Below are 21,760 nucleotides of genomic sequence, written 5' to 3' on the forward strand. Positions count from 1 at the left end.
ATGAGGAAAGCTTTGCAATCATAAAGTAATGGGATTTTATTGGAAATTGCGATGAGGAGTGAAGCTATGAAAGTCATGAGAGGATTTGATTGGTTAGCTATTGCAATGAACTTAAGCGTAATATCTGCATTTGTTGTATTGTTAAGCGCTTGCAGCAATACAGTTAAAGTCGAGCATATCGAGGCATTTAGCATAGAAATTTTTTCAGAGAAAAACAAAGATGGCTTTTATGAACAAACAGGCTTTAAGAAGGTGAACTCTATTACTGCTTTTGCAGAAAATAAAAATTATTTAAGCTCTGACATCAAAATGGTCGTGGATTATTATGATCTGGATGGAAATTATGTTAAATCAGAAATCGTACATACGAAATCCAGCAAGTCTCATATCACGATGTCTGAAGATGGAGATAATCGAAAAAAAGAGCTTCAGGAGCCATCAACCATTATCATACCTGATGACAATTTACAAAATTTTCGATCCAGTGCCCTATCAGACGATGAGAAGAAACAAATTAAACAACATGTATTAAATCTAATAGATAGATTATAAGTTTAGGACAAACGAATATGGAGGAATTGCGAATGATCTCATTTAAAAATAAGATAGCGATAGTTACAGGAGCGAGCAGATCCACGGGAATTGGAACAGCGATTTGCCGTTCGCTTGCACGCTTAGGAGCAGACATTTTCTTTACGCATTGGCATGCCTTTGATGAAACGGAAGGCAATGGGGGAGAGAAGGACTGGCCTGAGCAGCTGCGTAAGGAACTAGAAGACTTAGGCGTGAGGGCAAGTCATATGGAAGCGGATTTTGCCGATGTGGAAACTCCTGCCCTTATAATGGAACAAGTAGAAAGGTCGTTAGGCCACGCGTCTATTTTAATTAACAACGCCACCTATTGCGTACCTTCCAATTACAAAAGCTTGAATATAAATATATTGGACCAACATTATGCTGTGAATAACCGCGGGCCGATATTGTTAAGCACAGAGTTTGCGAGCAGATTTGAGAAAAACCAAATTAAAGGGACATCGGGCAGAATTATTTTTATGGTTTCAAAAGGGCCCGATCCTAATAATTTGGCTTACATTGCAACAAAAGGCGCATTGATTGGGCTTATCGAGCCGTTATCTGTAGGGTTGGCTCCGCTTCAAATTACAGTGAATGGATTTGATCCAGGCCCCACCGATTCTGGGTGGATGGATGAGCAGATGAAGGCTGGCTTTTTGCAAATGTTCCCTATGGGACGCATCGGTTTGCCGGAGGATGCAGCTAGAGCAATCAGCTTCTTGGCGAGTGACGAATCACAGTGGATAACCGGGCAAGTCATAAAATCTGAAGGCGGTTTTTTAGGTAAATAGCTGATTTTGTCCTTTATCATTCTTCGTACACTTGATAAAAGAAATCTATATAGTTTATAAAATCATTGAAACATAATTTATCGATAGCCATGATACAATGCCGTTAAGTGGGAAAATGGAGGGATAGCATTGTTGAACAAACCTATTTTGACTGAGCAATTTATGGTGTTCGCGACGAGGGAATGCAAAGGCTCAAGCCGTTTGTATGAACAGCTATCATTAGCCATTGCAGATGATGATGAAATGCTTCAGATGGCTTCTTGTTGCAGAGAAGGCCAGCCAGTTCCCAATCTTTTTTTTGCTGCGGTTCAGTACTTGCTGCGCAAAGAGACCAGCCACGAACTGCAAAAGTTTTACGGCAGCTTAGTTAACGATCCGAGAGATGCAGCTGAGGCATTCCCTTTTTTTAAACACTTTTGCCTTCAGCATAAAAACGAAATTGTTCAACTGCTCCAAAGCAAGCTTGTACAAACGAATGAGGTTAGACGCTGTGCTTACTTGTATCCTGCATTTTGTTATATGTATCAAAAAACGAAAAAACCATTAGCAATCATTGAAATCGGAACAAGTGCGGGGCTGCAGCTTTTTTGGGATAAGTATAGTTATCAATATAACGATAGTGAAACCTATGGAAATATAGATGCTGAACTGGTACTGCACTCGGAAGTTCGTGGAGACGTTATTCCGCATCTCCTAAAACAAAGTCCGCCAGTGACTGCAAGGATAGGAATAGATTTGCACGTTAATAATCTGGAAGAGGCAGACGATTATCTTTGGTTAAAGTCGTTGATATGGCCTGAGCATAATGAGCGGATTGTGAATTTTGACAAAGCAGCTTCTTTATTAAAAGGGCAGCAGATGGAGTTGTTTCAGGGGAATGGCGTGAAACGACTTGCTGAAATGGTTGCTAAAATAACGGAGGATTGTGTTATTGGTGTGTTTCACACCCATGTAGCCAACCAAATGACTCATGAAGACAAAGTTGAATTAACAGACAGCATTAGGAGAATAGGGCAACAAAGAGATATATTTCACCTCTACAATAATATGTGGGACCCAAATCTTCATCTTGGTTATTATTTGGAGGGCAAGGAGCAAACGGAAACGTTAGCGGAAACAGATGGTCATGGCCGTTGGTTTCGGTGGATGCTTTGATCCTACCTCGTTCATTGTGGATTTAACGAAAGAGCATAATTTCAGCGCGCAGGGATAGAGGTCGAGAGATTTATGGAATGGGATGCGGGTGCTTACACCGTTGCATGGAAAGCACAAAAGATTGTACTGCTTCCGAAGGAATATGCGCTGCTGCATTTCATGCACAGCCATACAGGGCAAACGCTGTCGCGCGAACAGCTGCTAGACAACGTCTGGCCAATGGAGGCGCCGGTAGATCGTACAGTAGATGATCACATTTACCGGCTGCGGCGCAAGTTGAAAATATCCCGAACACTTCGTTGTCATTCCAAAACTTAAATTTGACACAATGCATTGCTCGTATTTATCTTCAATAATGATAAGCTGGAGATATCTACTATTCAGGGGTACAACAATGCTCAAAAAAACAGGTTTAGCTGCTTTGTATGGCAGTATTGCTTTTCTTATTTATCGTTATGGCGATGTGATTTTGACGTGGTTTCAGCAAGCGGATAATGTGCCGCTCGTCGTCATTATGGCAACGCTCGTCGCACTATTTCCTGTCATCCCGTATCCCGTAATCGGCGGGCTCATTGGTGCTGCTCTTGGCCCAGTGTTAGGCGCGGCAGTGACTTGGACGGGCTCAGCGGCAGCATCCATTGTGATGTTTCTGTTTATCCGCTATGGCTATCAAGAGTGGGGGAAGAAATTTCTCTACCGTTATCCAAGCATCGGAAAACTAACGGTGATGTTTGAGCAGAATGCTTTTCTGACGATTATGTTTGCTCGGCTCATTCCGTTCATTCCATCCATTGCAGTTAATATGTACTCGGCGCTAAGCCGTGTTTCCTTTACCGTTTATGCGATCGCCTCATCGATTGGTAAAATTCCAGCGATGCTGTTGTTCGCCACGATCGGTGACACGCTTATGACGGACCCAAGAAACGTATTTGTTACCGTCTTAGTATACGGCATGTTTATGGCGGTATCTCTTTATGTTTATCGAAGGTGGAAGCTTCAGTAGATTTCCTCTAAAACAACAGACGGCCTCTTCGCAAATGATGCGCGCAGAGGTCGTTTTTTTGTTGTACACTCTTCTCGAAAATAAAATGTTCCTGCTAATCCAAAATGTTTAAAATGTTCTTTTTATGTTCGTAAATGTGTGTTATTATAAAAACGAACAATAACAAACATTAGCGTAGCTTGCGAGGCGAGTCTAACGCAAATAACTTTTAGGAGGCTTTTATCCAATGGAAGTACGCCATACTACGAATCCTACTGATGTGAAGCAATATGATACGGAACGTCTGCGCAGCGAGTTTTTGATCGAAAGCTTGTTTGAGCAAGATCAATTAAAAATGACATATACGCATTATGACAGAATGGTTGTAGGCGGAGCATTGCCTGTGAACGAGACGCTTGAGCTGGAGGATGCTGCAACGCTAAAAACCGAATATTTCTTGGAGCGCCGCGAGGTTGGCTTCTTGAATATTGCCGGACCTGCTTCGATTTCCGTTGATGGGGAAGTATACGAGCTGAATAAGCTCGACGTGCTTTATGTTGGCAAGGGCAAACGTCAGGTGCTGCTGTCAAGTGTAGATAAAGCAAACCCTGCGAAGCTTTATTTCTGTTCCGCGCTTGCGCATGCTGAAATTGCAACACGCAAGATGACGATGGAGGAAGCGAATCCGACTCATCTTGGTTCGCAGGAGACTTCCAATGAACGTATTCTTTATAAATATATCCACGCAGACGGCATCCAAAGCTGCCAGCTTATGCTTGGTGTAACGAGCTTGAAAACGGGAAGCGTCTGGAATACGATGCCTTCTCATGTCCATGACCGCCGCATGGAAGCATACTTGTACTTCGACATGAATGATGATGCTCGCGTATTCCATATGATGGGCGAGCCTTCGCAGACGAGACATCTTGTTGTTGCCAATGACCAAGCGATTCTTTCACCGCCATGGTCGATCCACTCAGGAGTGGGCACAAGCAATTATACATTCTGCTGGTCGATGGCTGGAGAGAACTACACATTTACAGATATGGACGCCGTACCTGCAAGCGAGCTAAAATAGAAACATTCGCTACAGGGGGTGCACTATGCTTGCTGCCGAACGGCATCGTAAGATTATAGATAAATTGGAGCAGCTTGGCGCGGTTAAAGTTTCCGAGCTAAGCGAGCTGTTTCAAGTCACGGAGAAAACGGTTCGTGAAGATTTAGAGAAGCTGGAAGAGAAGGGATTGCTGAAACGGACTCATGGCGGAGCTGTGCCCCAGCATAGAGGCGAAGACAGCCTTTATCCGCTGCAATTTCCAAACAGCAAGCATCAGCGGGAGAAGGCGGCGATTGCGGAGCTTGCTCTTTCCTGCATCGAGCCTAATGATATTATTGCGCTTGATGCTGGCAGTACTACGCTCGAAATGGCAAAGCGTCTGCCCAATATCCCGGTTACGGTACTTACAAACGATCTGCTTATCATTCGGGAGTTGACTGCGAAGGACCAAGTAAGGCTTGTTATTCCCGGGGGCTACCGGCATAACAATTTGCTTATCGGCGCAGAATCGCAGGAATGGATTAAACGACTGAATGTACACAAGCTGTTTCTTTCCACAACCGGCATTCATATGGAATATGGGCTTACCATATTCACAGAAGAATTGACGAAGCTGAAGAAGCTGTATATGGAAAATGCCAAGGTCGTCTACTGCCTTGCCGATCATAACAAATTCGATAAGGGTGCACTAATAACGTTTGCTGGTTTGCATGAAATTGACTATATCATCACAGACGAAGGTATAGATGCGGACGTTGCGGCGAGGTATGAGTCACAAAATATAAAAATGATGAAAGCAGCGCTTTCGGAAAATGGGAAGCGTACTAAAGGTAGGAGCTGAGCCGATGAGTTTGTTTGATTTGACGGGTAAAACAGCTGTCGTCACAGGTGCAGGGCGCGGGCTTGGAGAAGCGATTGCGCTTGGATTAGCACGAGCGGGTGCGGATATCGCGCTTGTCACGAACCAAACGCCTGCTGACAAAACGGCAGCAGCGATAAGAGAGCTTGGACGCAAAGCGATTACAATTCAGACCGATATTGCTGACCGAACGAAGCTTGCTGGAATTGTTGATCGTACAGTTGAAGAACTGGGACGCATCGATATTTTGGTCAACAACGCGGGTATCATTCGCCGCACGCCAGCTGCAGAGCATAGCTACGAGGACTGGCAGGATGTACTCGATGTTAACTTGAATTCTGTATTTCTCCTTTCCCAGCTGGCAGGGAAACATATGATCGAACAGGGCTCAGGGAAAATTATTAACATTGCGTCGATGTTAACTTTCCAAGGCGGAATTAATGTTCCGGGCTATACGTCCAGCAAACATGCCGTTGCCGGTCTTACCAAAGCTCTTGCCAGCGAATGGGCAGCTAAAGGCTTGCAGGTAAATGCGATAGCCCCAGGCTACATGAGTACAGACAACACCGAAGCGCTTCGCGAGGATCCTGTTCGCAGTGCTCAAATTTTGCAGCGCATACCAGCGGGACGCTGGGGTACATCGCAGGATTTGATTGGACCAGCGGTATTCCTAGCCTCTTCAGCTTCTGATTATATGAACGGCCATATCTTGGCTGTTGATGGCGGTTGGCTGGTTAGGTAATTATATAAAAACCAATAAGGCTTTCCTTTTGCAGCGCAGGCTGCTTAGAGGAGAGTCTTTTTTTTGATATTATAATGATTTCCATTGTATGGTTATTATTTTGCGTGTATAGTTATTCGTGATCCTAAAAAAAGCGATCAACAACTGAAATAAGTGGAAATAGGTGCTCTTGCTGTATAGCTTGAGCTTAAAAGGGAAGTCCGGTGCAAAACCGACGCGGTCCCGCCACTGTAACAGAGGAGTCTAAGCGCTAACGCCACTGATCTTAACCGGTTGGGAAGGCAAGCTTACGATGATGATTCTGGAGCCAGGAGACCTGCCTATTTGAACGACACTGATTTTACCTACGGGAGATAGGGAGGTGTTAAGACAGAACCGCTGTTTATTAAAACGCCGGGCGTCTTTACCTTTGCTTCTTTAAGGTAACGACGCTCTTTTTTGTGCTTTTATTTCATAATAATTATATTTATTAGGAGGAAATATGAACGTGAGCAAGCTGCAAAACAGTGTACTTGGATATCCGCGTATCGGCGAAAATAGGGAATGGAAAAAAGCGCTTGAAGCCTTTTGGAAAGGTGATTTGGACGAAACGGTATTCCTTCAAACCCTTGAAAGTATTCGTCTTAACAACCTGAAGCTGCAAAAGGATAAAGGAATTTCTTTAATCCCTGTTAATGATTTTACGTTGTATGATCAAATGCTGGATACTGCAGCGATGTTTGGCCTTGTGCCAGAGCGTTTTTCCTACGAAGGAGGTCCTGTTCCCATTCAGACCTACTACGCTATGGCGAGAGGGACACAGGAAGCACAAGCCTGCGAGATGACCAAATGGTTTAATACCAACTATCACTATATCGTGCCAGAACTTGCGGGTGCTGCACCGATACTGACGGAAAACCGTCCGCTGATTGCGTACCGCGAAGCCAAAGAAAAGCTTGGCATTGAAGGTAAACCTGTCATTATCGGTCTATACACCTTCCTCAAGCTGTCGAAGGGCTACGATGCCAAGCAGCTTCCGCAGCTCATTGAGCAGTTTATACCGCTTTATGCTCAGCTGCTTAAGGAGCTTGAGCAAGAAGGCGTACAATGGGTGCAAATCGATGAGCCCATCCTTGTTACCTCTATTTCTGAGGAAGAGATGCAATGGGTTGAATCGATTTATGCAAGGCTGAACCAAGCAGCACCAGCGCTTAACATAATGCTTCAAACGTATTTTGAAGCGGTTGAGCATTATGAAGCTGTAGTTGCTCTGCCGGTACAAGCGATCGGTTTGGATTTCGTTCATGGTTTGGAGCAAAACTTGAAGTCGCTGGAGCAATTTGGTTATCCGAAGGATAAGCTCGCTGGTATCGGACTTGTAGACGGACGCAACATTTGGCGCTCAGACTATAAGCAAAAGCTCGAATTGCTGCAAAAGCTTTCGGCATACATTCCAGCTGAGCGCGCGATCATTCAATCGTCATGCAGCCTGCTGCATGTGCCGGTAACGGCAAAAAACGAAACCAATCTGCCAGTAGAGCTGCGTGAGGCGCTTGCATTCGCGGAAGAAAAGCTGGATGAAATTGTGTGGCTAAGTGAAACAGCGACTGTAAATGAGGCGGACATCTCAGAACTGCGCAAGCTTGAGCTTAAGCTTAACGGCGAGCGGATTCATCATTTATCCATTTCTCCTGCCCGCAATCGCCAAGCTGCTGATGCAGCAGCGGTAGCGGCGCATCCTTCAACGAGGCAGAAGCCATTTGCGGAGAGACAAAAGCTGCAGCAGCAAAAGTGGAATTTGCCGTTCCTTCCAACAACAACAATCGGCAGCTTCCCGCAAACGCTGGATGTACGCCAAGCAAGGCAAAAATGGAGAAAAAACGAGCTCAGTTCACAGGGCTACGCTTCCTTTATCAACGATAAAATTAAAAATTGGATTGAAATCCAAGAAGAGCTTAACATAGACGTCCTCGTTCACGGTGAATTTGAGCGGACGGATATGGTCGAATTTTTCGGAGAGAAGCTGGATGGGTTCGCATTTACAAAAGGCGGCTGGGTTCAATCGTATGGTTCCCGCTGTGTAAAGCCGCCGGTCATTTATGGCGATGTTGTATTTACTGAGCCAATGACAGTAACCGAAAGCGTGTATGCGCAGTCGCTGACAAGCCGTCCGGTAAAAGGGATGCTGACGGGGCCGATTACGATTTTGAACTGGTCATTTGTCCGCAACGATATCACACGCGAGCAGGTCGCATACCAAATTGCGCTTGCACTCTCAGAGGAAGTAAAGGCGCTTGAGACTGCAGGCATCGAAATGATTCAGGTTGATGAGCCAGCTTTGCGAGAAGGCTTGCCGCTTAAACGCAGTGATTGGGATGCCTATTTAAAATGGGGCGTGCATGCGTTCCGTCTATCGACTTCAGCTGTGCGTGACACAACACAAATTCATACACATATGTGTTATTGTGAGTTCCATGATATTATCGATTCCATTCTTGCGCTGGATGCGGATGTCATCTCCATTGAAACCTCGCGCAGCCATGGCGAGCTGATTCATAGCTTTGAGGAGAACACCTATGACCAAGGCATCGGCTTAGGCGTTTACGATATTCACAGCCCGCGTGTACCGTCCGTGGAAGAAATGGTCAGCATGATCGAGCGCGCCATTAAAGTGCTCGATCCTACGCTCTTCTGGATTAATCCGGACTGCGGCTTGAAAACACGCGGAATGGAAGAAACGGTTGCTTCACTGCGCAACATGATGCTGGCTACTTACCAAGTCAGAGAGCAGCGTGCTGCATTAGCGAAGGTTTAAATCCTAAATACAATAAGACAGTCCAGAACTAGGTTATCTGTTCTGGACTGCCTTTTTTTTCTTATGAACGAAATTAATCCAAAGAGATGTAGGAGACGGAACGTTGACGCAAAACAGACTCTTCATGGTCGTTGCTGTACGGGGCTGCATCGGCGGATTGTGCTAGGACATGCTTGACGGCGGAGACGAATAAGTCGAGAACGCGCCCATCCTGATCCGTTTTGTCATAGTGATACTGGTTAAGAGGTGGTAGAGGAATGCTGCCGATAAAAGACTGAAGCAGGTCGCTCCATCGTTCTAAGTCAATGAGCTCTTCTGTGTCGCTGGCAAATAGTTCACTCCAGCCGAAGCCTTGATTGCTTGTTAAACGAAGACATACGCGATGGCCTGCAGAATCGACGGCAAGAGCAGGAATGACGAATAGCTCGATTCGTGTGACAGATAAATAAGGGGTCTGTTCCGTAAAAAGATGCAGATTTCGTGCACAATTTGTCAACATATACATCTCTCCTTTATTCGCTTACGAGGTTAGCTGTCGGATTCGGGCTAGAGAGAAAGCCCTACCAGGGTTACAAATCCCTGGATTCACCCCTTGCGAATCGATCTCGATCGATCGCGATGGTTCCCCCGCTTTTTCATTCGAAAAATTCAGCGTAAATAGTTTACTCTTAATTATACCTCTCATTAGCGCATCTGTAAATCAGAAGCGCTTAAAATAACGATACATAGGAGATAGCTTGTTTAAATAAAGTATGCTCTTCACGGTCATATTCACAGTTTGGAAAAGTGTAATGATTGGATTCTATATGCAAAGCAGCGGCTGCAAACAAATGAAATATACGCTCGTCCTTCATCATTGGATCTGTTTGAAAAACAAAAGGAGACGCAAGAGGAAGTGTGCCGATGAACCTTAGCAGCATACTGCTCCATCTGATCCAATCGCAAGGCTTCTCGGATTTTTTAATAAACAGCTCACTCCAGCCATGACCATTAGCAGTGGAGAGCCTTAGGCAAACACGGTAACCATTCGATTCAAGCATGGAAGCCGGCAGCACAAACATTTGAATTCTTTTAATTTCAAACAAGGCAGCAGGATGATTTTCCAAGCTTGGCAAGGGTACTTCAACTGGTGTAGACATCAATGAGATCTCTCCTCGATTTGAATAATTCACCGATAATACTCAGCCATATTGGCTTGCCGTCTATGGTAAACCCGAAATGCAATATTGTAAAACTGTGGTATATCGTGAAAAGGCAGCCATATGCCATATTAAAAGAAATCCATTCGTTATGACAGTAAAAAGATATTTATTCTTCGAAATACTCGTTTATTCTCTTCCATTCTCGATTATAGAGAAATCTGATTATTCACGCATAAAATCGTTGGAAAGGGATTGAACACTATTTTTGAAAACAAGAGTAAAACTGAGAAATAGTGAGATATCGAGAGATCGAAATGAATGTAAGCGTTGCGAATCGCTCTGCAAGGCTGAAACTGGCTAAATTAGGTAGCAGACTGCCTTTACAGTATTTATAGCGAGGAGTAATATTCGATACAGGATTTATAAATAAGTTTCGATTTACTGATCGCTGAGTTTCCGTGAAAGCGGAAGCGGGGGAACCAATAATGACGCGATGCGCCTGTTCGATGTGAGAGTCGAACAAACGCAGAGCAGGGGTGAATCTTTGACAGGTGCCATGGATACCGGTCAAAGTAGGGCGACTCTCACCGCCCGAATCCGACAGCTAACCTCGTAAGCGTGGACCGAGAGAGGAATGATGAAGCTTGTGATCGATTAACTTCGACCGCAGAGTGTCATAGACCTCTGTGGTTTTTTGTGCCCAAAAAAGCTTTATTTGCTACAAAATGTAAGAAAACGCTGAGTCCTGCAGCAGCAGGAACGGGGGAACCAACGAACGATTCGTGTGCAATCACGATTTCGCTTCATGGGGTGAATCGCTTGAAAATGTTCAAGCGTAGGGCAACTCTCAAGGCCCGAATCCGACAGCTAACCTCGTAAGTGTACTCGAGAGAGGCAACAGCCATCGTGCTTCCCGCGGCTTATTCTGCTGCGGGCAAAGAAGCCGCGGGAAAAGTTCCTCTTATCCCAAGGCTTCTTTTTTGTTGCCTTTTTTACCATATGGAGGAGAATTCGTTTGCAGGAAGAGCATATTATTGTTGCTGGTCTAAACGAGGCCGGCCAATCATTCATACGAACTTTGCAGTTTCATCAATTAAAATTTATCGTTTTGACCAATAGCAAACAGGAAGAAAAACAGCTTCGCAAGCAGGGCATCAGCAATGTTTTGTACATCAATACGAATGATCGTCAAAGCTGGAATGTTCCTTCGATGAACATTAGCGAGGTATTTATATTCGAGAGCAGCTTGGCGCTTAGCTGCCGCTTTGTACAGTGCTGTAGAGCTTGGACCTCAAAGTCCATTTACGTCATCACACAGCAGTGGAATCCAAGGGCTATTTACAAGGGGCTCGGAGCGAATCATATCGTATTCTCTCATACCGGTGAAGTCGGTTTTCTATTAAGCAACAAATAATGCAGGAGGGGTTTACATGCAGGATTTTTATATGTTCGGGGCGTTGTTAGCTAGCTTCGGTTTATTTTACGGTTTTTTAACTTGGTGCTCCAGTGTTATTGAGAAAACAGGGGGCGAAGGCCAATGACTGTCATAGCGATAGCGGCTGTATTTGTTTTCGTTTATCTGATTTATGCGTTAATTCATCCGGAGAAGTTTTAATAGAGGGGGATTTACAAGATGGATATTTTACAATTGCTTATCGTCATTGCCGTTCTTGTATTGTTAGTTAAGCCGCTTGGTACTTACGTCTATCATGTGTTCTCAAATGAACACAATCGGTTAGACAAAGTATTCGGAGGGACGGAGCGATTTATATTTAAGCTTATTGGTCTCAAAAAAAGAGAGGGCATGAGCTGGAAGATATACGCACTCAGCTTTGTTGCAACCAATTTAATTTTAGTTGCTTTCAGCTATTTGATATTGCGGTTCCAAAATGCACTGCCGTTTAATCCAAATGGCATGGCAGCCATGGAGCCTACACTGACTTTCAATACAGTCATCAGCTTTATTACCAATACGAATCTTCAGCATTACAGCGGGGAAAGTGCCTTATCTTATTTCTCCCAAATGGCTGTCATCATGATGATGATGTTCACGTCAGCGGCGACGGGCTTCTCGGTTGCCATCGCGTTTGTTCGTGGGATTACGAGTAAAGGAACGACGATCGGCAACTTTTTCGAGGATTTTGTAAAAGCACACACAAGAATTTTTCTTCCGATTTCCTTTATTATCACGCTAGTGCTTGTCGCTCTTCAGGTGCCGCAAACACTTGATCCAACATTTACAATTAAAACGCTTGAGGGAGCCATGCAGCAAATTGCAATCGGTCCTGTAGCTTCGCTTGAATCCATCAAACATTTGGGCACAAACGGCGGCGGTTTTTTTGGAGTGAACTCGGCTCATCCATTTGAAAACCCAAATCCATTAACGAATGTGATTCAAATCTTGTCGATGTGGGCGCTGCCGGCTTCACTGCCTTATGCATTTGGGCTTTTTGCTAAAAACAAAAAGCAGGGCTGGGTTGTATTCTCCGCCATGATGTGTCTGTTTCTAGTATTTCTAAGCCTTGCTTACACATCGGAGAAAACAGGCAATCCTGCTATGAGCGCACTAGGAATCGACGCTACTCAAGGAAGCATGGAAGGCAAGGAAGTAAGGTTCGGTATCGCGCAATCGGCACTGTTCACAACGGTAACAGCCGCTGCGACAACGGGTACCGTCAACAATATGCATGACACGCTTACACCGCTTGGCGGCTTGGTCCCGCTTGCTGAAATGATGCTTAATGTCGTCTTTGGAGGCAAGGGAGTAGGGCTTATCAATATGCTCATGTACGCCATACTAGCTGTGTTTATATGCGGGCTGATGGTCGGCCGAACGCCAGAGTTTCTGGGACGAAAAGTAGAGCCGCGAGAAATGAAACTGATAGCGATAGCGATTCTAGTTCATCCCTTCATTATATTAGTGCCCACAGCCATCGCTTTTATGACGGATTTGGGTCACGGGGCGATAACGAATCCAGGGTTTCACGGCATTAGCCAGGTGCTTTACGAATATACGTCATCGGCTGCGAATAATGGCTCCGGCTTTGAGGGATTAGGCGATAATACGCCTTTCTGGAATATTAGCACTGGACTTGTCATGCTGACCGGCCGCTATATTTCGGTGATTGCGATGCTTGCGGTTGCAGGATCTCTTGTTCGCAAGCAGCCTGTTCCAGAAACAATCGGGACGTTCCGTACAGATAATGGACTTTTCACTATATTACTAATTGGTACTGTTCTTTTAATTGGTGCATTAACCTTCTTGCCGGTCATCGTGCTTGGGCCGGTTGCAGAATATTTGACACTCCGCTAACGGATGAGGTGAACGATAATGAATAAAAATAAGAAGAATAATTTGCTGTCGGGAGACGCGGTTAAACATGCCGTTGTCGATAGCTTTGTGAAATTAAATCCAGTTACGATGATGAAAAATCCCGTTATGTTTGTTGTCGAGGTAGGGACGGTTATCGTTCTGCTGATGACTATTTTTCCAAATTACTTTAATTCTCAAGAACGCATAGGCTTTAATATTACCGTGTTTTTCATCCTGCTTTTCACGCTGCTGTTCGCAAACTTTGCTGAAGCCATTGCAGAGGGCAGAGGCAAGGCACAGGCCAATTCGCTCAAAAAATCTAAGCAGGAAATGAGCGCCAATAAGCTCGTCGGCAGCTCTATTGTAGTCGTATCATCAACGGAGCTCCGCAAAGGCGATATTTTCATCGTCTCCCAAGGTGAGATGATTCCTGGTGATGGCGAGGTCATTGAAGGGCTGGCTTCCGTAGATGAATCAGCGATTACAGGTGAATCGGCGCCAGTCATTAAAGAAGCTGGAGGAGATTTCAGCTCGGTTACAGGCGGTACAAGGGTTGTGAGTGACAAAATTAAAGTGCGCATGACGAGTGACCCCGGGGAGTCATTCATCGATCGGATGATTGCCCTTGTTGAAGGAGCGAAACGTCAGAAGACGCCTAATGAAATTGCGCTCAATACACTTTTGACTAGCTTAACGATTATTTTCTTAATTGTAGTTGTTACGTTGGCACCAATCGCTAACTATTTGGATATCCACTTAGAAATTCCAGTATTAATTGCGCTGCTTGTATGTTTGATTCCGACGACCATCGGCGGACTATTATCAGCAATCGGCATTGCTGGGATGGATAGAGTAACTCAGTTTAATGTACTGGCTATGTCAGGTAAGGCTGTTGAAGCAGCAGGCGACATTAATACGATGATTTTGGATAAAACAGGAACGATCACATTCGGCAACCGGATGGCAAGCGAGCTTGTGCCTGTCGGAGGCAGCAATCTTCAAACTTTATCGGGTTGGGCGGCTATTAGCTCGATTAAGGATGAAACGCCTGAAGGCCGTTCTGTGCTTGAATGGATGAAGAAGCAGGGCTTAAGCTATGATGCTTCACTTGCGGAAGGCGGCGAATTTATTGAATTCAAAGCAGAGACGCGAATGAGCGGCATTGATCTGGCAAACGGCCGCCGAGTTCGGAAGGGCTCTGTCGATGCGGTTCGGAAGTGGGTAGCTTCACAGGGGGGGACCATACCAACCGATTTAGAAAATATTTCGAATACGATTGCTACATTAGGCGGTACACCGCTCGCAGTAGCTGTTGATAATCAAATCTTTGGTGTTATTTATTTGAAGGATACCGTTAAGCCAGGAATGAAGGAAAGATTCGATCAGCTGCGTGAAATGGGCATCAAAACGATTATGTGTACGGGAGACAATCCGCTTACTGCAGCAACCATCGCACATGAAGCGGGAGTCGACGATTTTATTGCGGAGAGCAGGCCGGAAGATAAAATAGCGGTTATACGCCGTGAACAAGCCGAAGGAAAAATGGTTGCGATGACTGGTGACGGTACAAACGATGCTCCTGCACTTGCCCAAGCGGATGTGGGTCTTGCTATGAACAGCGGGACGATTGCTGCAAAAGAAGCTGCCAATATGGTTGACTTGGATTCGGACCCTTCCAAAATTATTGAAGTCATTGCTATCGGCAAGCAGCTGCTTATGACAAGAGGGGCATTGACGACTTTTAGTATCGCTAATGATATCGCCAAATATTTTGCAATCATTCCAGCGATGTTCATGCTTGCCATTCCAGAGATGGGCGTTCTAAATATTATGAATTTAGGTTCTCCATTGTCTGCTATACTGTCGGCGCTTATTTTTAACGCCATTATTATTCCGCTGCTTATCCCGCTTGCCATTAAAGGCGTAGCGTACAAACCGATGAACGGAGCCAAATTGCTTAGCCGCAACGTATTCATTTATGGTCTGGGCGGTGTCATTGTTCCGTTCGTTGGCATTAAACTCATCGACTTTGCAGTGCATTTATGGATTTAATATAACCATACACGAAAGAAGGCTTACCTATATGAATGAACAAGCGAAAAACGCATCACGATTCCAGTTGTCATCGTTAATGATACCTTTGCGAATCAGCATCATATTTATGATTATTTGCGGCATTATTTACCCTCTTGCAAGCACGGGAGCAGCTCAGCTGCTGTTCCCTAAGCAAGCGAATGGAAGCCTTATAATGGATAGCTCTGGCCAAGTGGTTGGTTCAGAGCTGATCGGCCAAAGCTTTGTTGATCCGAAATGGTTTCAAGGACGTGTATCAAGCATTGACTATAATGCTGCCGGTTCTGGATCGAACAATTTTGGACCATCCAATCCAGCTCTAATCGAAAGGACCAAAGCTTCCATTGAGGCTTGGAAGGCACAAAATCCAGATGTACCGGTTTCCCAGCTGCCGATCGCTTTAATTACGAACTCGGGCTCAGGCCTTGATCCGCATATTACGCCACAGTCGGCTGATGTACAGATCGCAAGAATCAGCAAGCTGACCGGCGTGTCGCCAGCAGAGCTTGAGCAATTGGTTAAAGCAAATACGGAAGGCCGCGATTTAGGCGTTTTCGGTGACGAACGGGTTAATGTGTTGAAGCTGAATATCGCATTGTCAAAAATGTTGGGGGAATAGCCATATGGCTCCGCTGAAAAAGAAAACGCCAGAGGAGCTGCTGCTCTCCATCGCAAAGCTGCATCAAGGACGTCTGAAAATACTCATTGGAGCGGTAAGCGGTTCAGGCAAAACGTATCATATGCTGCGAGAAGGAACAGAGCTGAAGCGAGATGGCATTGATGTTGTTCTTTGCGCGGTTCCTAGGCCGCAGAGTCCGGAGACGCTCGAATTGATTGAGCTTTTCGAGCGTGTGCCAAGCATCCATTGGCAGAAGGATGGTGCAGAGCAAAAGGATCTTGATCTGGATGCTTTGGTAGAGAGGGACGCTGAGGTGCTGCTCATAGATGGGCTAGCCCATCGCAATCGAACTGATGCAAAGTTTCAAACGCGGCTAGAAGATATTATTTTTTTGCTTGGCAAGGGCATAAGCGTTATTACAACAATCAATGTGTATGAGCTCGAGGGTGTAGATCAGGCTGTTCTCAAATGGACGGGAATTCGTCCGAGCTGCACCGTGCCTGCTCATACGCTTGAGCTAGCTGATGAGGTTAGGCTGATTGATGTATCGCCTGAAACGATGCTTAAGCGGTTTGAGGATGGAACGCTCGGCGTTAAGCCCGATCCTGCAATTTCCCTGCGGGGAAATCTTGCGGTGCTGAGAGAGCTGTCGCTGCGGCTCGTCGCAGAGGGAGTCAATGAGTCGCTGGAGAAGCATCGGGAGGAGATGGGGCTTACGGGTCCGTCGGGTGCTTCCGAGCGTATTCTGGTAACCGCACAATATCATTGGAACGGCTCTTTATATGTAAGAAGAGGGCAGCAAATTGCCCGCAGGCTTAATGGAGATGTCGTAGTCGTTTCCTTTAAAGAGCCGCAAAAAAAACTGTCCAAGGAAGAGCAGGCGTTTAAAGCTTCAATAAAGAAGCTTACAGTTAAAGTAGGGGGCACATTTGAGGAGCTGCCGTTGCAAAKCCGCCGTCGTTTGCCGTCCGCTCTAGTAAGGTACGCGGAGGAGCATCAGGTTACTCGCATCGTTATGGGTCATTCCAAGCAGAGCAGATGGCAGCAGCTGAAACAGGGATCGATTGTTGACAGCGTGCTGCGCAAGCTCAAGCAGATCGATTTATTTCTTATGGCAGACCGCTCAGAGCAAGAAGGCGAGCGGATTTTGCCTGTTAAGCAAAGAAGTGATTCGCGGAAAGCGTTGTTTCGAAGGTTCAGCCCAGATGAGCGCGAGCAGCAAATGGAATCCATGAGAAGAGGCAGCTTCAATCTGTATATCGGGGCGGCGCCAGGCGTCGGGAAAACGTATCGGATGCTTGCTGAAGCGAACATGATGTATCAGAAAGGTATAGATGTCGTTATTGGCATCGTGGAAACACATGGGCGCGAGGATACATTGAAGCAGATTGGAGAGCTGCCGATAATCGCTAGGCAAACGATTCAATATCGAGGTACTCAGCTCGAAGAGATGAATGTTGAAGCGATAGTTAGCAGAAATCCCGATGTTGTGCTGGTGGATGAGTTAGCTCATACGAATGTGCCGGGCAGCTTGAGGAAGAAGCGTTATGAGGATGTCATTTATTTGCTGCAGAAGGGAATATCGGTTGTTTCGACGATGAATGTGCAGCATATTGAAAGCTTGAATGACGCCATTGAGCAGGTTACTGGCGTTCGTGTTAGAGAAACGGTACCCGATGCGATTATAAGGCTGGCAGATCAAGTAGAGCTGATCGATGTGACACCGMAAATGCTGCAGCAGCGTATGAGAGATGGGAAAATATATGCCAAAGCCAAAGTAGAACAAGCGCTTGGTGCTTTTTTCACGACGGGCAATTTAATTGCGCTGCGAGAGCTTGCCCTTCGCGAGCTTGCTGATGATGTGGATGAACGGCTTGAAGCATGGGATCGCAATCAGACGCTCCGTGGAACGCTGCGCCGAAGAGAGGTCATCTTTGTCGGCATCGATATTCTCGCGGACGCAGAGCGGCTTATTCGGCGGGGCTTCCGCATCGCGTATCGGCTGAAGGCGCATTGGCATGTGCATCATGTGCAGGATGGCGCACCTTGGACAGACGAGGCGATCAATAAGCGTGATCTGTTGATGAAGCTGACCGAGAGGCTTGGCGGAGTATTTGAAATGTCCAAAGCGGAGAGCAGGGAGCATATTGCAGGTACACTTCTAACGGCAGCCAATCGCATCAAAGCAACGCAGCTTATCGTCGGGCAGCCTAGCAGAAAGGCGTGGTATGCAAGCTTTCGCGGCAATATCGTCCGTGAATTGCTGCAAGCCGGCCGTCATATGGATATGCTCATTGTGGCGAACCGGATTACGGATAAACATTAAAAAAAAGGGATTATCTAGTCAGCGCTTAAACCCCGCTGAGCAGATAATCCCTTTTATGCTGTGTAGGATGGATTAGACTTTGGTTATCGGTTCAATCCAGTCTTGAGACCACACTTGTATTTCACGGATAATCGGCTCAAGAGCAAGGCCTTTTTCCGTTAATGAATATTCTATGCGTACAGGTATTTCAGGGTAAACATGTCTATCGACAATACCTTCATTCTCAAGCTCTTTGAAACGTTCTGACAGCAATCTGCCGCTGATCGGAAGGGCGGACTGAACGGCGCAGAAGCGCTGCGGGCCGGACAAAAGCTGGAATATGATAAGGCCGGTCCAACGCTTGCTTATAAGTTCCATTCCCTTCTGAAAACGGGGACAAAGGTTAGATTGATCCATGCGCATCACCTCTTTTTACTTCTAATAAGTATAACTCCAATATCTTATTTATACAAGCACACTTGGATAATGTTAATTACTTGACTATCTTTAGTTATAAAATTATAATTAGTTACAAATAGTAAGTGAATTTAAGGAGGTACCGCAATGAATCCTTTATTTCTAGCGCATGGATCACCGATGCTCGCTGTCGAGCAAAATGAATATAGCGAATTTCTGAAACAAACAGGTGCGAGTCTAAAGCCGGATGCGATCGTTATTTTCACAGCGCATTGGGAGACGGACATCGTTACGATTTCATCCAAGGATGATGAATATGAAACGATTTATGACTTTTATGGTTTTCCTGATGAGCTCTACCAGATCAAATATGCTGCTAAAGGCTCAGTAAGAGTCGCTGAGCATGTTGGCCATTTGCTGAGCGAAAAAAATATTCAGGTAGCATATGATAATGAAAGAGGACTGGATCATGGCTCATGGACGATGCTGAAGCATATGTTCCCGAATGCAGACATTCCTGTCGTGCAGATTTCTGTAAATCCATATCGAGCTCCGGAGGAGCAGTTCCGAATTGGCGAGGCGCTGCGAAGCTTAAGCTCACAAAATGTTTTGCTCATAGGCAGCGGCGTGACCGTTCATAATCTTCGTGCTGTAAACTGGGGACAGAAGGAGCCGGAGAGCTGGGCTGTCCAGTTTGATGATTGGCTAATAGAAAAAATGAATAAGCACGATACAAATTCGCTATTTCAGTATGAACAGCTTGCTCCGCATGCTAAAATGGCAGTACCCCGTGCAGAACATTTTGTTCCATTATATATAGCTTTAGGAAGCGGCAGCCCGGAGTCAGCTCCAAAGGTCATTTATCGAAGCTATGAATTTGGTACGCTAAGCTACTTATGCATGCAATTTTAATTGCGTATACTTTTAGAGAAGGTGAACTAGCATGATTAAACCTAATATAGCAGCACTTATTAAAAACAAACTAAAACGAACGCAAAGCGGCAATGATGACATTTATGTGATCGGTCCTGTGAAGCTTCCCGTCGACCTTGACGGAGAAACTAAGATTTTTCATTGGTATAGCTGGCTCCGCAAAGAAGCAGGCGAGGAGCTGTCTCCCGAGCAGCTCGTTGATGATTTAAATCGTTTCTCTTATGCGGATCTGCAGCAATCAAGCGTTCTCGTATATGGCGATTTTGAAAATAATGAAGACGCGCTAATTCGGATGCACAGCATCTGTCATACAGGCGATATCTTCGGAAGCGCAAGATGTGATTGCGGCTTTCAGTTAAAGCAATCGATGCGGATCATAATAGAGCACGGCACGGGGGCGCTCTTTTATTTAGCCAATCATGAGGGCCGTGGAATCGGTTTGTTCAGTAAAGCGATTGCCTACTTGCTTCAAGAGGATGGGCTCGATACGGTTGATGCGAATACAGAGCTTGGTTTCGCAGATGATTCACGCGATTATAGTGATGCAATTGCTGTACTGAAGCTGCTGCGTAAGCACCCGGTATCGATCATTACCAACAATCCGCGGAAAGTGGATGCACTGCGCAAATCGGGTATGAACGTGGCGGGAAGAGTCCCATTATGGGGCAATTCCTCTACTTATAATGAAAAATATATCCAAACAAAAATGAAGCGATCGGGTCATTATGGACAAGAGCCTCATACGCTTGTTAAATAATTTATTTGTGAAAGCAGCCAAAGAAGCCGGTTTCTACGTTAATTCGTTGAGACGGCTTTTTTGTCTGAACATTGGTCATAATAGTCAAAGTAGATGTCCTATCGCTGACCTAGAAGGTGTTTGCAGAGTAGACAAAACTGCTTCTAAATTAACCATAAAACGACAAAATTATTTTGCGTTCCTCTTTCTTTTCAAGTATGATGAGATAAAATGAACTCATGTTCACATCAAAGGAGTAACAAAGCATGCAATCAAAAACAAGCCACTGTAAAATTGTTGACTGCACGATCCGTGATGGCGGACTCGTAAATAATTGGGATTTTAGTGTCGAGTTCGTTCAGCATTTGTACCAAAGCTTGAACGAAGCCGGCGTCGATTATATGGAAATCGGCTACAAAAACTCTCCAAAACTGCTTAAGGGTGCTGAAAGTGCAGGACCTTGGCGTTTTCTAAATGATGATTTCTTGAAAAAAGTCATCCCTAACAAAGGAAATACGAAGCTTTCCGCACTTGTTGATATCGGTCGAGTTGACGAGAACGACATTTTGCCGCGCAGCGAGAGCTTGCTTGATCTGATTCGCGTTGCTTGCTACATCCAAGATGTAGATAAAGCGCTTGAGCTGGTTAAAGTATTCCATGATCGCGGATATGAAACGACAATTAACATTATGGCTCTCTCTAACGTAATGGAGAACCAGCTTATTGAAGCTTTCCAGCTTATCAATGAGAGCGTTGTTGACGTTGTTTACGTCGTTGACTCCTACGGCAGCTTGAAGCCAAGCGATATGAGCTACCTCGTTGACAAGTTCCGTCAGCATTTGCCTAACAAACGTCTAGGCGTTCACGCACACAACAATTTGCAGCTTGCATTTGCTAACACGCTGCTAGCAGCAGAACATGGCGTTGAGCTGCTTGATGCATCTGTTTATGGCATGGGCCGCGCAGCGGGCAACTGCAACACGGAGCTATTGGTATCTGAGCTTCAAAACACGAAATACAACATCCGTCCTGTCCTTGATATGATCGAGAAGTATATGGTTCCGCTTCGCGAGAAGGAAGAATGGGGTTACATCATTCCTTACATGATTACAGGTATTTTGGATGAGCATCCACGTTCCGCTATGGCGCTTCGTGATTCTGCAGACAAAGACAAAGGCGTAGAGTTTTATGATCGCCTTACAACGCCTGAAATTGCTCACGGCAAATAATAATAAATCAAAAGAAGCTAAGGCAAGTCATTAACATGAC

21 protein-coding genes and 4 riboswitches are annotated in these 21,760 nt (G+C 45.3%); of the genes, 18 read left to right on the forward strand and 3 right to left on the reverse strand.

The annotated features are described in order from the left end of the window. The first annotated feature begins 66 nt into the window (after window positions 1-66). The 9 genes from AC1DM9_RS25610 to metE all read left to right on the forward strand — a co-directional run bounded on the left by AC1DM9_RS25610 (window position 67) and on the right by metE (window position 8,953). Window positions 67-552, forward strand: coding sequence for a hypothetical protein (locus AC1DM9_RS25610; RefSeq protein ID WP_477549679.1), 486 nt, complete (start codon window positions 67-69; stop codon window positions 550-552). 32 nt (window positions 553-584) lie between these two features. Beyond that, complete coding sequence (locus tag AC1DM9_RS25615) at window positions 585-1,364, forward strand: SDR family oxidoreductase (RefSeq protein WP_477582909.1); 780 nt, start codon at window positions 585-587, stop codon at window positions 1,362-1,364. A gap of 129 nt (window positions 1,365-1,493) precedes the next feature. Next, window positions 1,494-2,519, forward strand: a complete 1,026-nt coding sequence (locus AC1DM9_RS25620; protein WP_477582911.1) for a DUF2332 domain-containing protein — start codon at window positions 1,494-1,496, stop codon at window positions 2,517-2,519. Between the two features lie 72 nt (window positions 2,520-2,591). Further along, a complete protein-coding gene (locus AC1DM9_RS25625; protein WP_477582913.1) occupies window positions 2,592-2,837 on the forward strand; it encodes a winged helix-turn-helix domain-containing protein in 246 nt (81 codons plus the stop codon). A 76-nt stretch (window positions 2,838-2,913) separates the two neighbouring features. Next, window positions 2,914-3,522 carry a TVP38/TMEM64 family protein gene (locus AC1DM9_RS25630; RefSeq protein ID WP_477582915.1) on the forward strand — a complete coding sequence of 203 codons (609 nt, stop codon included), beginning with the start codon at window positions 2,914-2,916 and terminating at the stop codon, window positions 3,520-3,522. Between the two features lie 226 nt (window positions 3,523-3,748). Next, window positions 3,749-4,579 carry a 5-dehydro-4-deoxy-D-glucuronate isomerase gene (gene kduI / locus AC1DM9_RS25635; protein ID WP_477582917.1) on the forward strand — a complete coding sequence of 277 codons (831 nt, stop codon included), beginning with the start codon at window positions 3,749-3,751 and terminating at the stop codon, window positions 4,577-4,579. A gap of 25 nt (window positions 4,580-4,604) precedes the next feature. Beyond that, window positions 4,605-5,399, forward strand: a complete 795-nt coding sequence (locus AC1DM9_RS25640; RefSeq protein WP_430057569.1) for a DeoR/GlpR family DNA-binding transcription regulator — start codon at window positions 4,605-4,607, stop codon at window positions 5,397-5,399. Window positions 5,400-5,403: 4 nt separating this feature from the next. Then, the gene (gene kduD, locus AC1DM9_RS25645; RefSeq protein WP_339207638.1) at window positions 5,404-6,159 is read left to right on the forward strand and encodes a 2-dehydro-3-deoxy-D-gluconate 5-dehydrogenase KduD; all 756 of its coding nucleotides are present in this window, start codon (window positions 5,404-5,406) and stop codon (window positions 6,157-6,159) included. A gap of 144 nt (window positions 6,160-6,303) precedes the next feature. Beyond that, window positions 6,304-6,497, forward strand: a riboswitch (cobalamin riboswitch). A gap of 149 nt (window positions 6,498-6,646) precedes the next feature. Then, window positions 6,647-8,953: a 5-methyltetrahydropteroyltriglutamate--homocysteine S-methyltransferase gene (gene metE, locus AC1DM9_RS25650; protein WP_477582919.1), complete on the forward strand. Its 2,307-nt coding sequence runs from the start codon at window positions 6,647-6,649 to the stop codon at window positions 8,951-8,953. Window positions 8,954-9,026: 73 nt separating this feature from the next. On the opposite strand, the gene AC1DM9_RS25655 is transcribed toward metE, so the two are convergent. Both AC1DM9_RS25655 and AC1DM9_RS25660 read right to left on the reverse strand, forming a co-directional pair. Continuing rightward, the gene (locus AC1DM9_RS25655) at window positions 9,027-9,452 is read right to left on the reverse strand and encodes a hypothetical protein (RefSeq protein ID WP_076267937.1); all 426 of its coding nucleotides are present in this window, start codon (window positions 9,450-9,452) and stop codon (window positions 9,027-9,029) included. A gap of 3 nt (window positions 9,453-9,455) precedes the next feature. After that, window positions 9,456-9,617, reverse strand: a riboswitch (cyclic di-AMP (ydaO/yuaA leader). Window positions 9,618-9,663: 46 nt separating this feature from the next. Next, the gene (locus tag AC1DM9_RS25660) at window positions 9,664-10,092 is read right to left on the reverse strand and encodes a hypothetical protein (RefSeq protein WP_441879094.1); all 429 of its coding nucleotides are present in this window, start codon (window positions 10,090-10,092) and stop codon (window positions 9,664-9,666) included. Between the two features lie 439 nt (window positions 10,093-10,531). Continuing rightward, window positions 10,532-10,730, forward strand: a riboswitch (cyclic di-AMP (ydaO/yuaA leader). 91 nt (window positions 10,731-10,821) lie between these two features. Further along, window positions 10,822-10,992, forward strand: a riboswitch (cyclic di-AMP (ydaO/yuaA leader). Window positions 10,993-11,110: 118 nt separating this feature from the next. On the opposite strand from AC1DM9_RS25660, the gene AC1DM9_RS25665 reads away from it, so the two are divergent. The 6 genes from AC1DM9_RS25665 (at window position 11,111) to AC1DM9_RS25690 (ending at window position 18,426) form a co-directional block, all read left to right on the forward strand. Then, a complete protein-coding gene (locus tag AC1DM9_RS25665; protein ID WP_477582922.1) occupies window positions 11,111-11,509 on the forward strand; it encodes an NAD-binding protein in 399 nt (132 codons plus the stop codon). 123 nt (window positions 11,510-11,632) lie between these two features. Next, entirely contained in the window at window positions 11,633-11,710 is a 78-nt protein-coding gene (kdpF, locus tag AC1DM9_RS25670) for a K(+)-transporting ATPase subunit F (protein ID WP_076268070.1), read from the forward strand. Window positions 11,711-11,728: 18 nt separating this feature from the next. After that, window positions 11,729-13,408 (forward strand): potassium-transporting ATPase subunit KdpA, encoded by a 1,680-nt coding sequence (gene kdpA / locus AC1DM9_RS25675; protein WP_441879090.1) that lies wholly within the window; start codon window positions 11,729-11,731, stop codon window positions 13,406-13,408. 18 nt (window positions 13,409-13,426) lie between these two features. After that, a complete protein-coding gene (gene kdpB / locus AC1DM9_RS25680) occupies window positions 13,427-15,460 on the forward strand; it encodes a potassium-transporting ATPase subunit KdpB (protein WP_477582925.1) in 2,034 nt (677 codons plus the stop codon). A 31-nt stretch (window positions 15,461-15,491) separates the two neighbouring features. Beyond that, complete coding sequence (gene kdpC / locus AC1DM9_RS25685; protein WP_477582927.1) at window positions 15,492-16,100, forward strand: potassium-transporting ATPase subunit KdpC; 609 nt, start codon at window positions 15,492-15,494, stop codon at window positions 16,098-16,100. A gap of 4 nt (window positions 16,101-16,104) precedes the next feature. Continuing rightward, complete coding sequence (locus tag AC1DM9_RS25690) at window positions 16,105-18,426, forward strand: histidine kinase (protein WP_477582929.1); 2,322 nt, start codon at window positions 16,105-16,107, stop codon at window positions 18,424-18,426. 72 nt (window positions 18,427-18,498) lie between these two features. Here AC1DM9_RS25690 and AC1DM9_RS25695 read toward each other — a convergent pair whose 3' ends face one another. Continuing rightward, a complete protein-coding gene (locus tag AC1DM9_RS25695; protein WP_076267930.1) occupies window positions 18,499-18,822 on the reverse strand; it encodes a winged helix-turn-helix transcriptional regulator in 324 nt (107 codons plus the stop codon). A 147-nt stretch (window positions 18,823-18,969) separates the two neighbouring features. Between AC1DM9_RS25695 and AC1DM9_RS25700 the strand changes: the two genes are divergently transcribed. From AC1DM9_RS25700 to AC1DM9_RS25710, 3 genes are all read left to right on the forward strand, one after another. After that, window positions 18,970-19,734: a DODA-type extradiol aromatic ring-opening family dioxygenase gene (locus tag AC1DM9_RS25700; protein WP_441879086.1), complete on the forward strand. Its 765-nt coding sequence runs from the start codon at window positions 18,970-18,972 to the stop codon at window positions 19,732-19,734. Between the two features lie 31 nt (window positions 19,735-19,765). Further along, window positions 19,766-20,512, forward strand: coding sequence for a GTP cyclohydrolase II (locus AC1DM9_RS25705; RefSeq protein ID WP_477509380.1), 747 nt, complete (start codon window positions 19,766-19,768; stop codon window positions 20,510-20,512). A gap of 245 nt (window positions 20,513-20,757) precedes the next feature. Continuing rightward, a complete protein-coding gene (locus tag AC1DM9_RS25710) occupies window positions 20,758-21,720 on the forward strand; it encodes an aldolase catalytic domain-containing protein (protein ID WP_441879082.1) in 963 nt (320 codons plus the stop codon). Window positions 21,721-21,760: the final 40 nt, after the last annotated feature.

This window comes from Paenibacillus sp. 01T431 (assembly GCF_056398625.1).

Bases quoted from the DNA above. Each gene is read 5' to 3' on its own strand.
- kdpC (WP_477582927.1), top strand. From the start codon at position 15,492: ATGAATGAACAAGCGAAAAACGCATCACGATTCCAGTTGTCATCGTTA.
- AC1DM9_RS25615 (WP_477582909.1), top strand. From the start codon at position 585: ATGATCTCATTTAAAAATAAGATAGCGATAGTTACAGGAGCGAGCAGA.
- AC1DM9_RS25705 (WP_477509380.1), top strand. From the start codon at position 19,766: ATGATTAAACCTAATATAGCAGCACTTATTAAAAACAAACTAAAACGA.
- kdpB (WP_477582925.1), top strand. From the start codon at position 13,427: ATGAATAAAAATAAGAAGAATAATTTGCTGTCGGGAGACGCGGTTAAA.
- kdpF (WP_076268070.1), top strand. From the start codon at position 11,633: ATGACTGTCATAGCGATAGCGGCTGTATTTGTTTTCGTTTATCTGATT.
- AC1DM9_RS25610 (WP_477549679.1), top strand. From the start codon at position 67: ATGAAAGTCATGAGAGGATTTGATTGGTTAGCTATTGCAATGAACTTA.
- AC1DM9_RS25655 (WP_076267937.1), bottom strand. From the start codon at position 9,452: ATGTTGACAAATTGTGCACGAAATCTGCATCTTTTTACGGAACAGACC.
- AC1DM9_RS25710 (WP_441879082.1), top strand. From the start codon at position 20,758: ATGCAATCAAAAACAAGCCACTGTAAAATTGTTGACTGCACGATCCGT.
- kduD (WP_339207638.1), top strand. From the start codon at position 5,404: ATGAGTTTGTTTGATTTGACGGGTAAAACAGCTGTCGTCACAGGTGCA.
- AC1DM9_RS25625 (WP_477582913.1), top strand. From the start codon at position 2,592: ATGGAATGGGATGCGGGTGCTTACACCGTTGCATGGAAAGCACAAAAG.
- AC1DM9_RS25700 (WP_441879086.1), top strand. From the start codon at position 18,970: ATGAATCCTTTATTTCTAGCGCATGGATCACCGATGCTCGCTGTCGAG.
- kdpA (WP_441879090.1), top strand. From the start codon at position 11,729: ATGGATATTTTACAATTGCTTATCGTCATTGCCGTTCTTGTATTGTTA.
- AC1DM9_RS25640 (WP_430057569.1), top strand. From the start codon at position 4,605: ATGCTTGCTGCCGAACGGCATCGTAAGATTATAGATAAATTGGAGCAG.
- AC1DM9_RS25660 (WP_441879094.1), bottom strand. From the start codon at position 10,092: ATGTCTACACCAGTTGAAGTACCCTTGCCAAGCTTGGAAAATCATCCT.
- kduI (WP_477582917.1), top strand. From the start codon at position 3,749: ATGGAAGTACGCCATACTACGAATCCTACTGATGTGAAGCAATATGAT.
- AC1DM9_RS25695 (WP_076267930.1), bottom strand. From the start codon at position 18,822: ATGGATCAATCTAACCTTTGTCCCCGTTTTCAGAAGGGAATGGAACTT.
- AC1DM9_RS25630 (WP_477582915.1), top strand. From the start codon at position 2,914: ATGCTCAAAAAAACAGGTTTAGCTGCTTTGTATGGCAGTATTGCTTTT.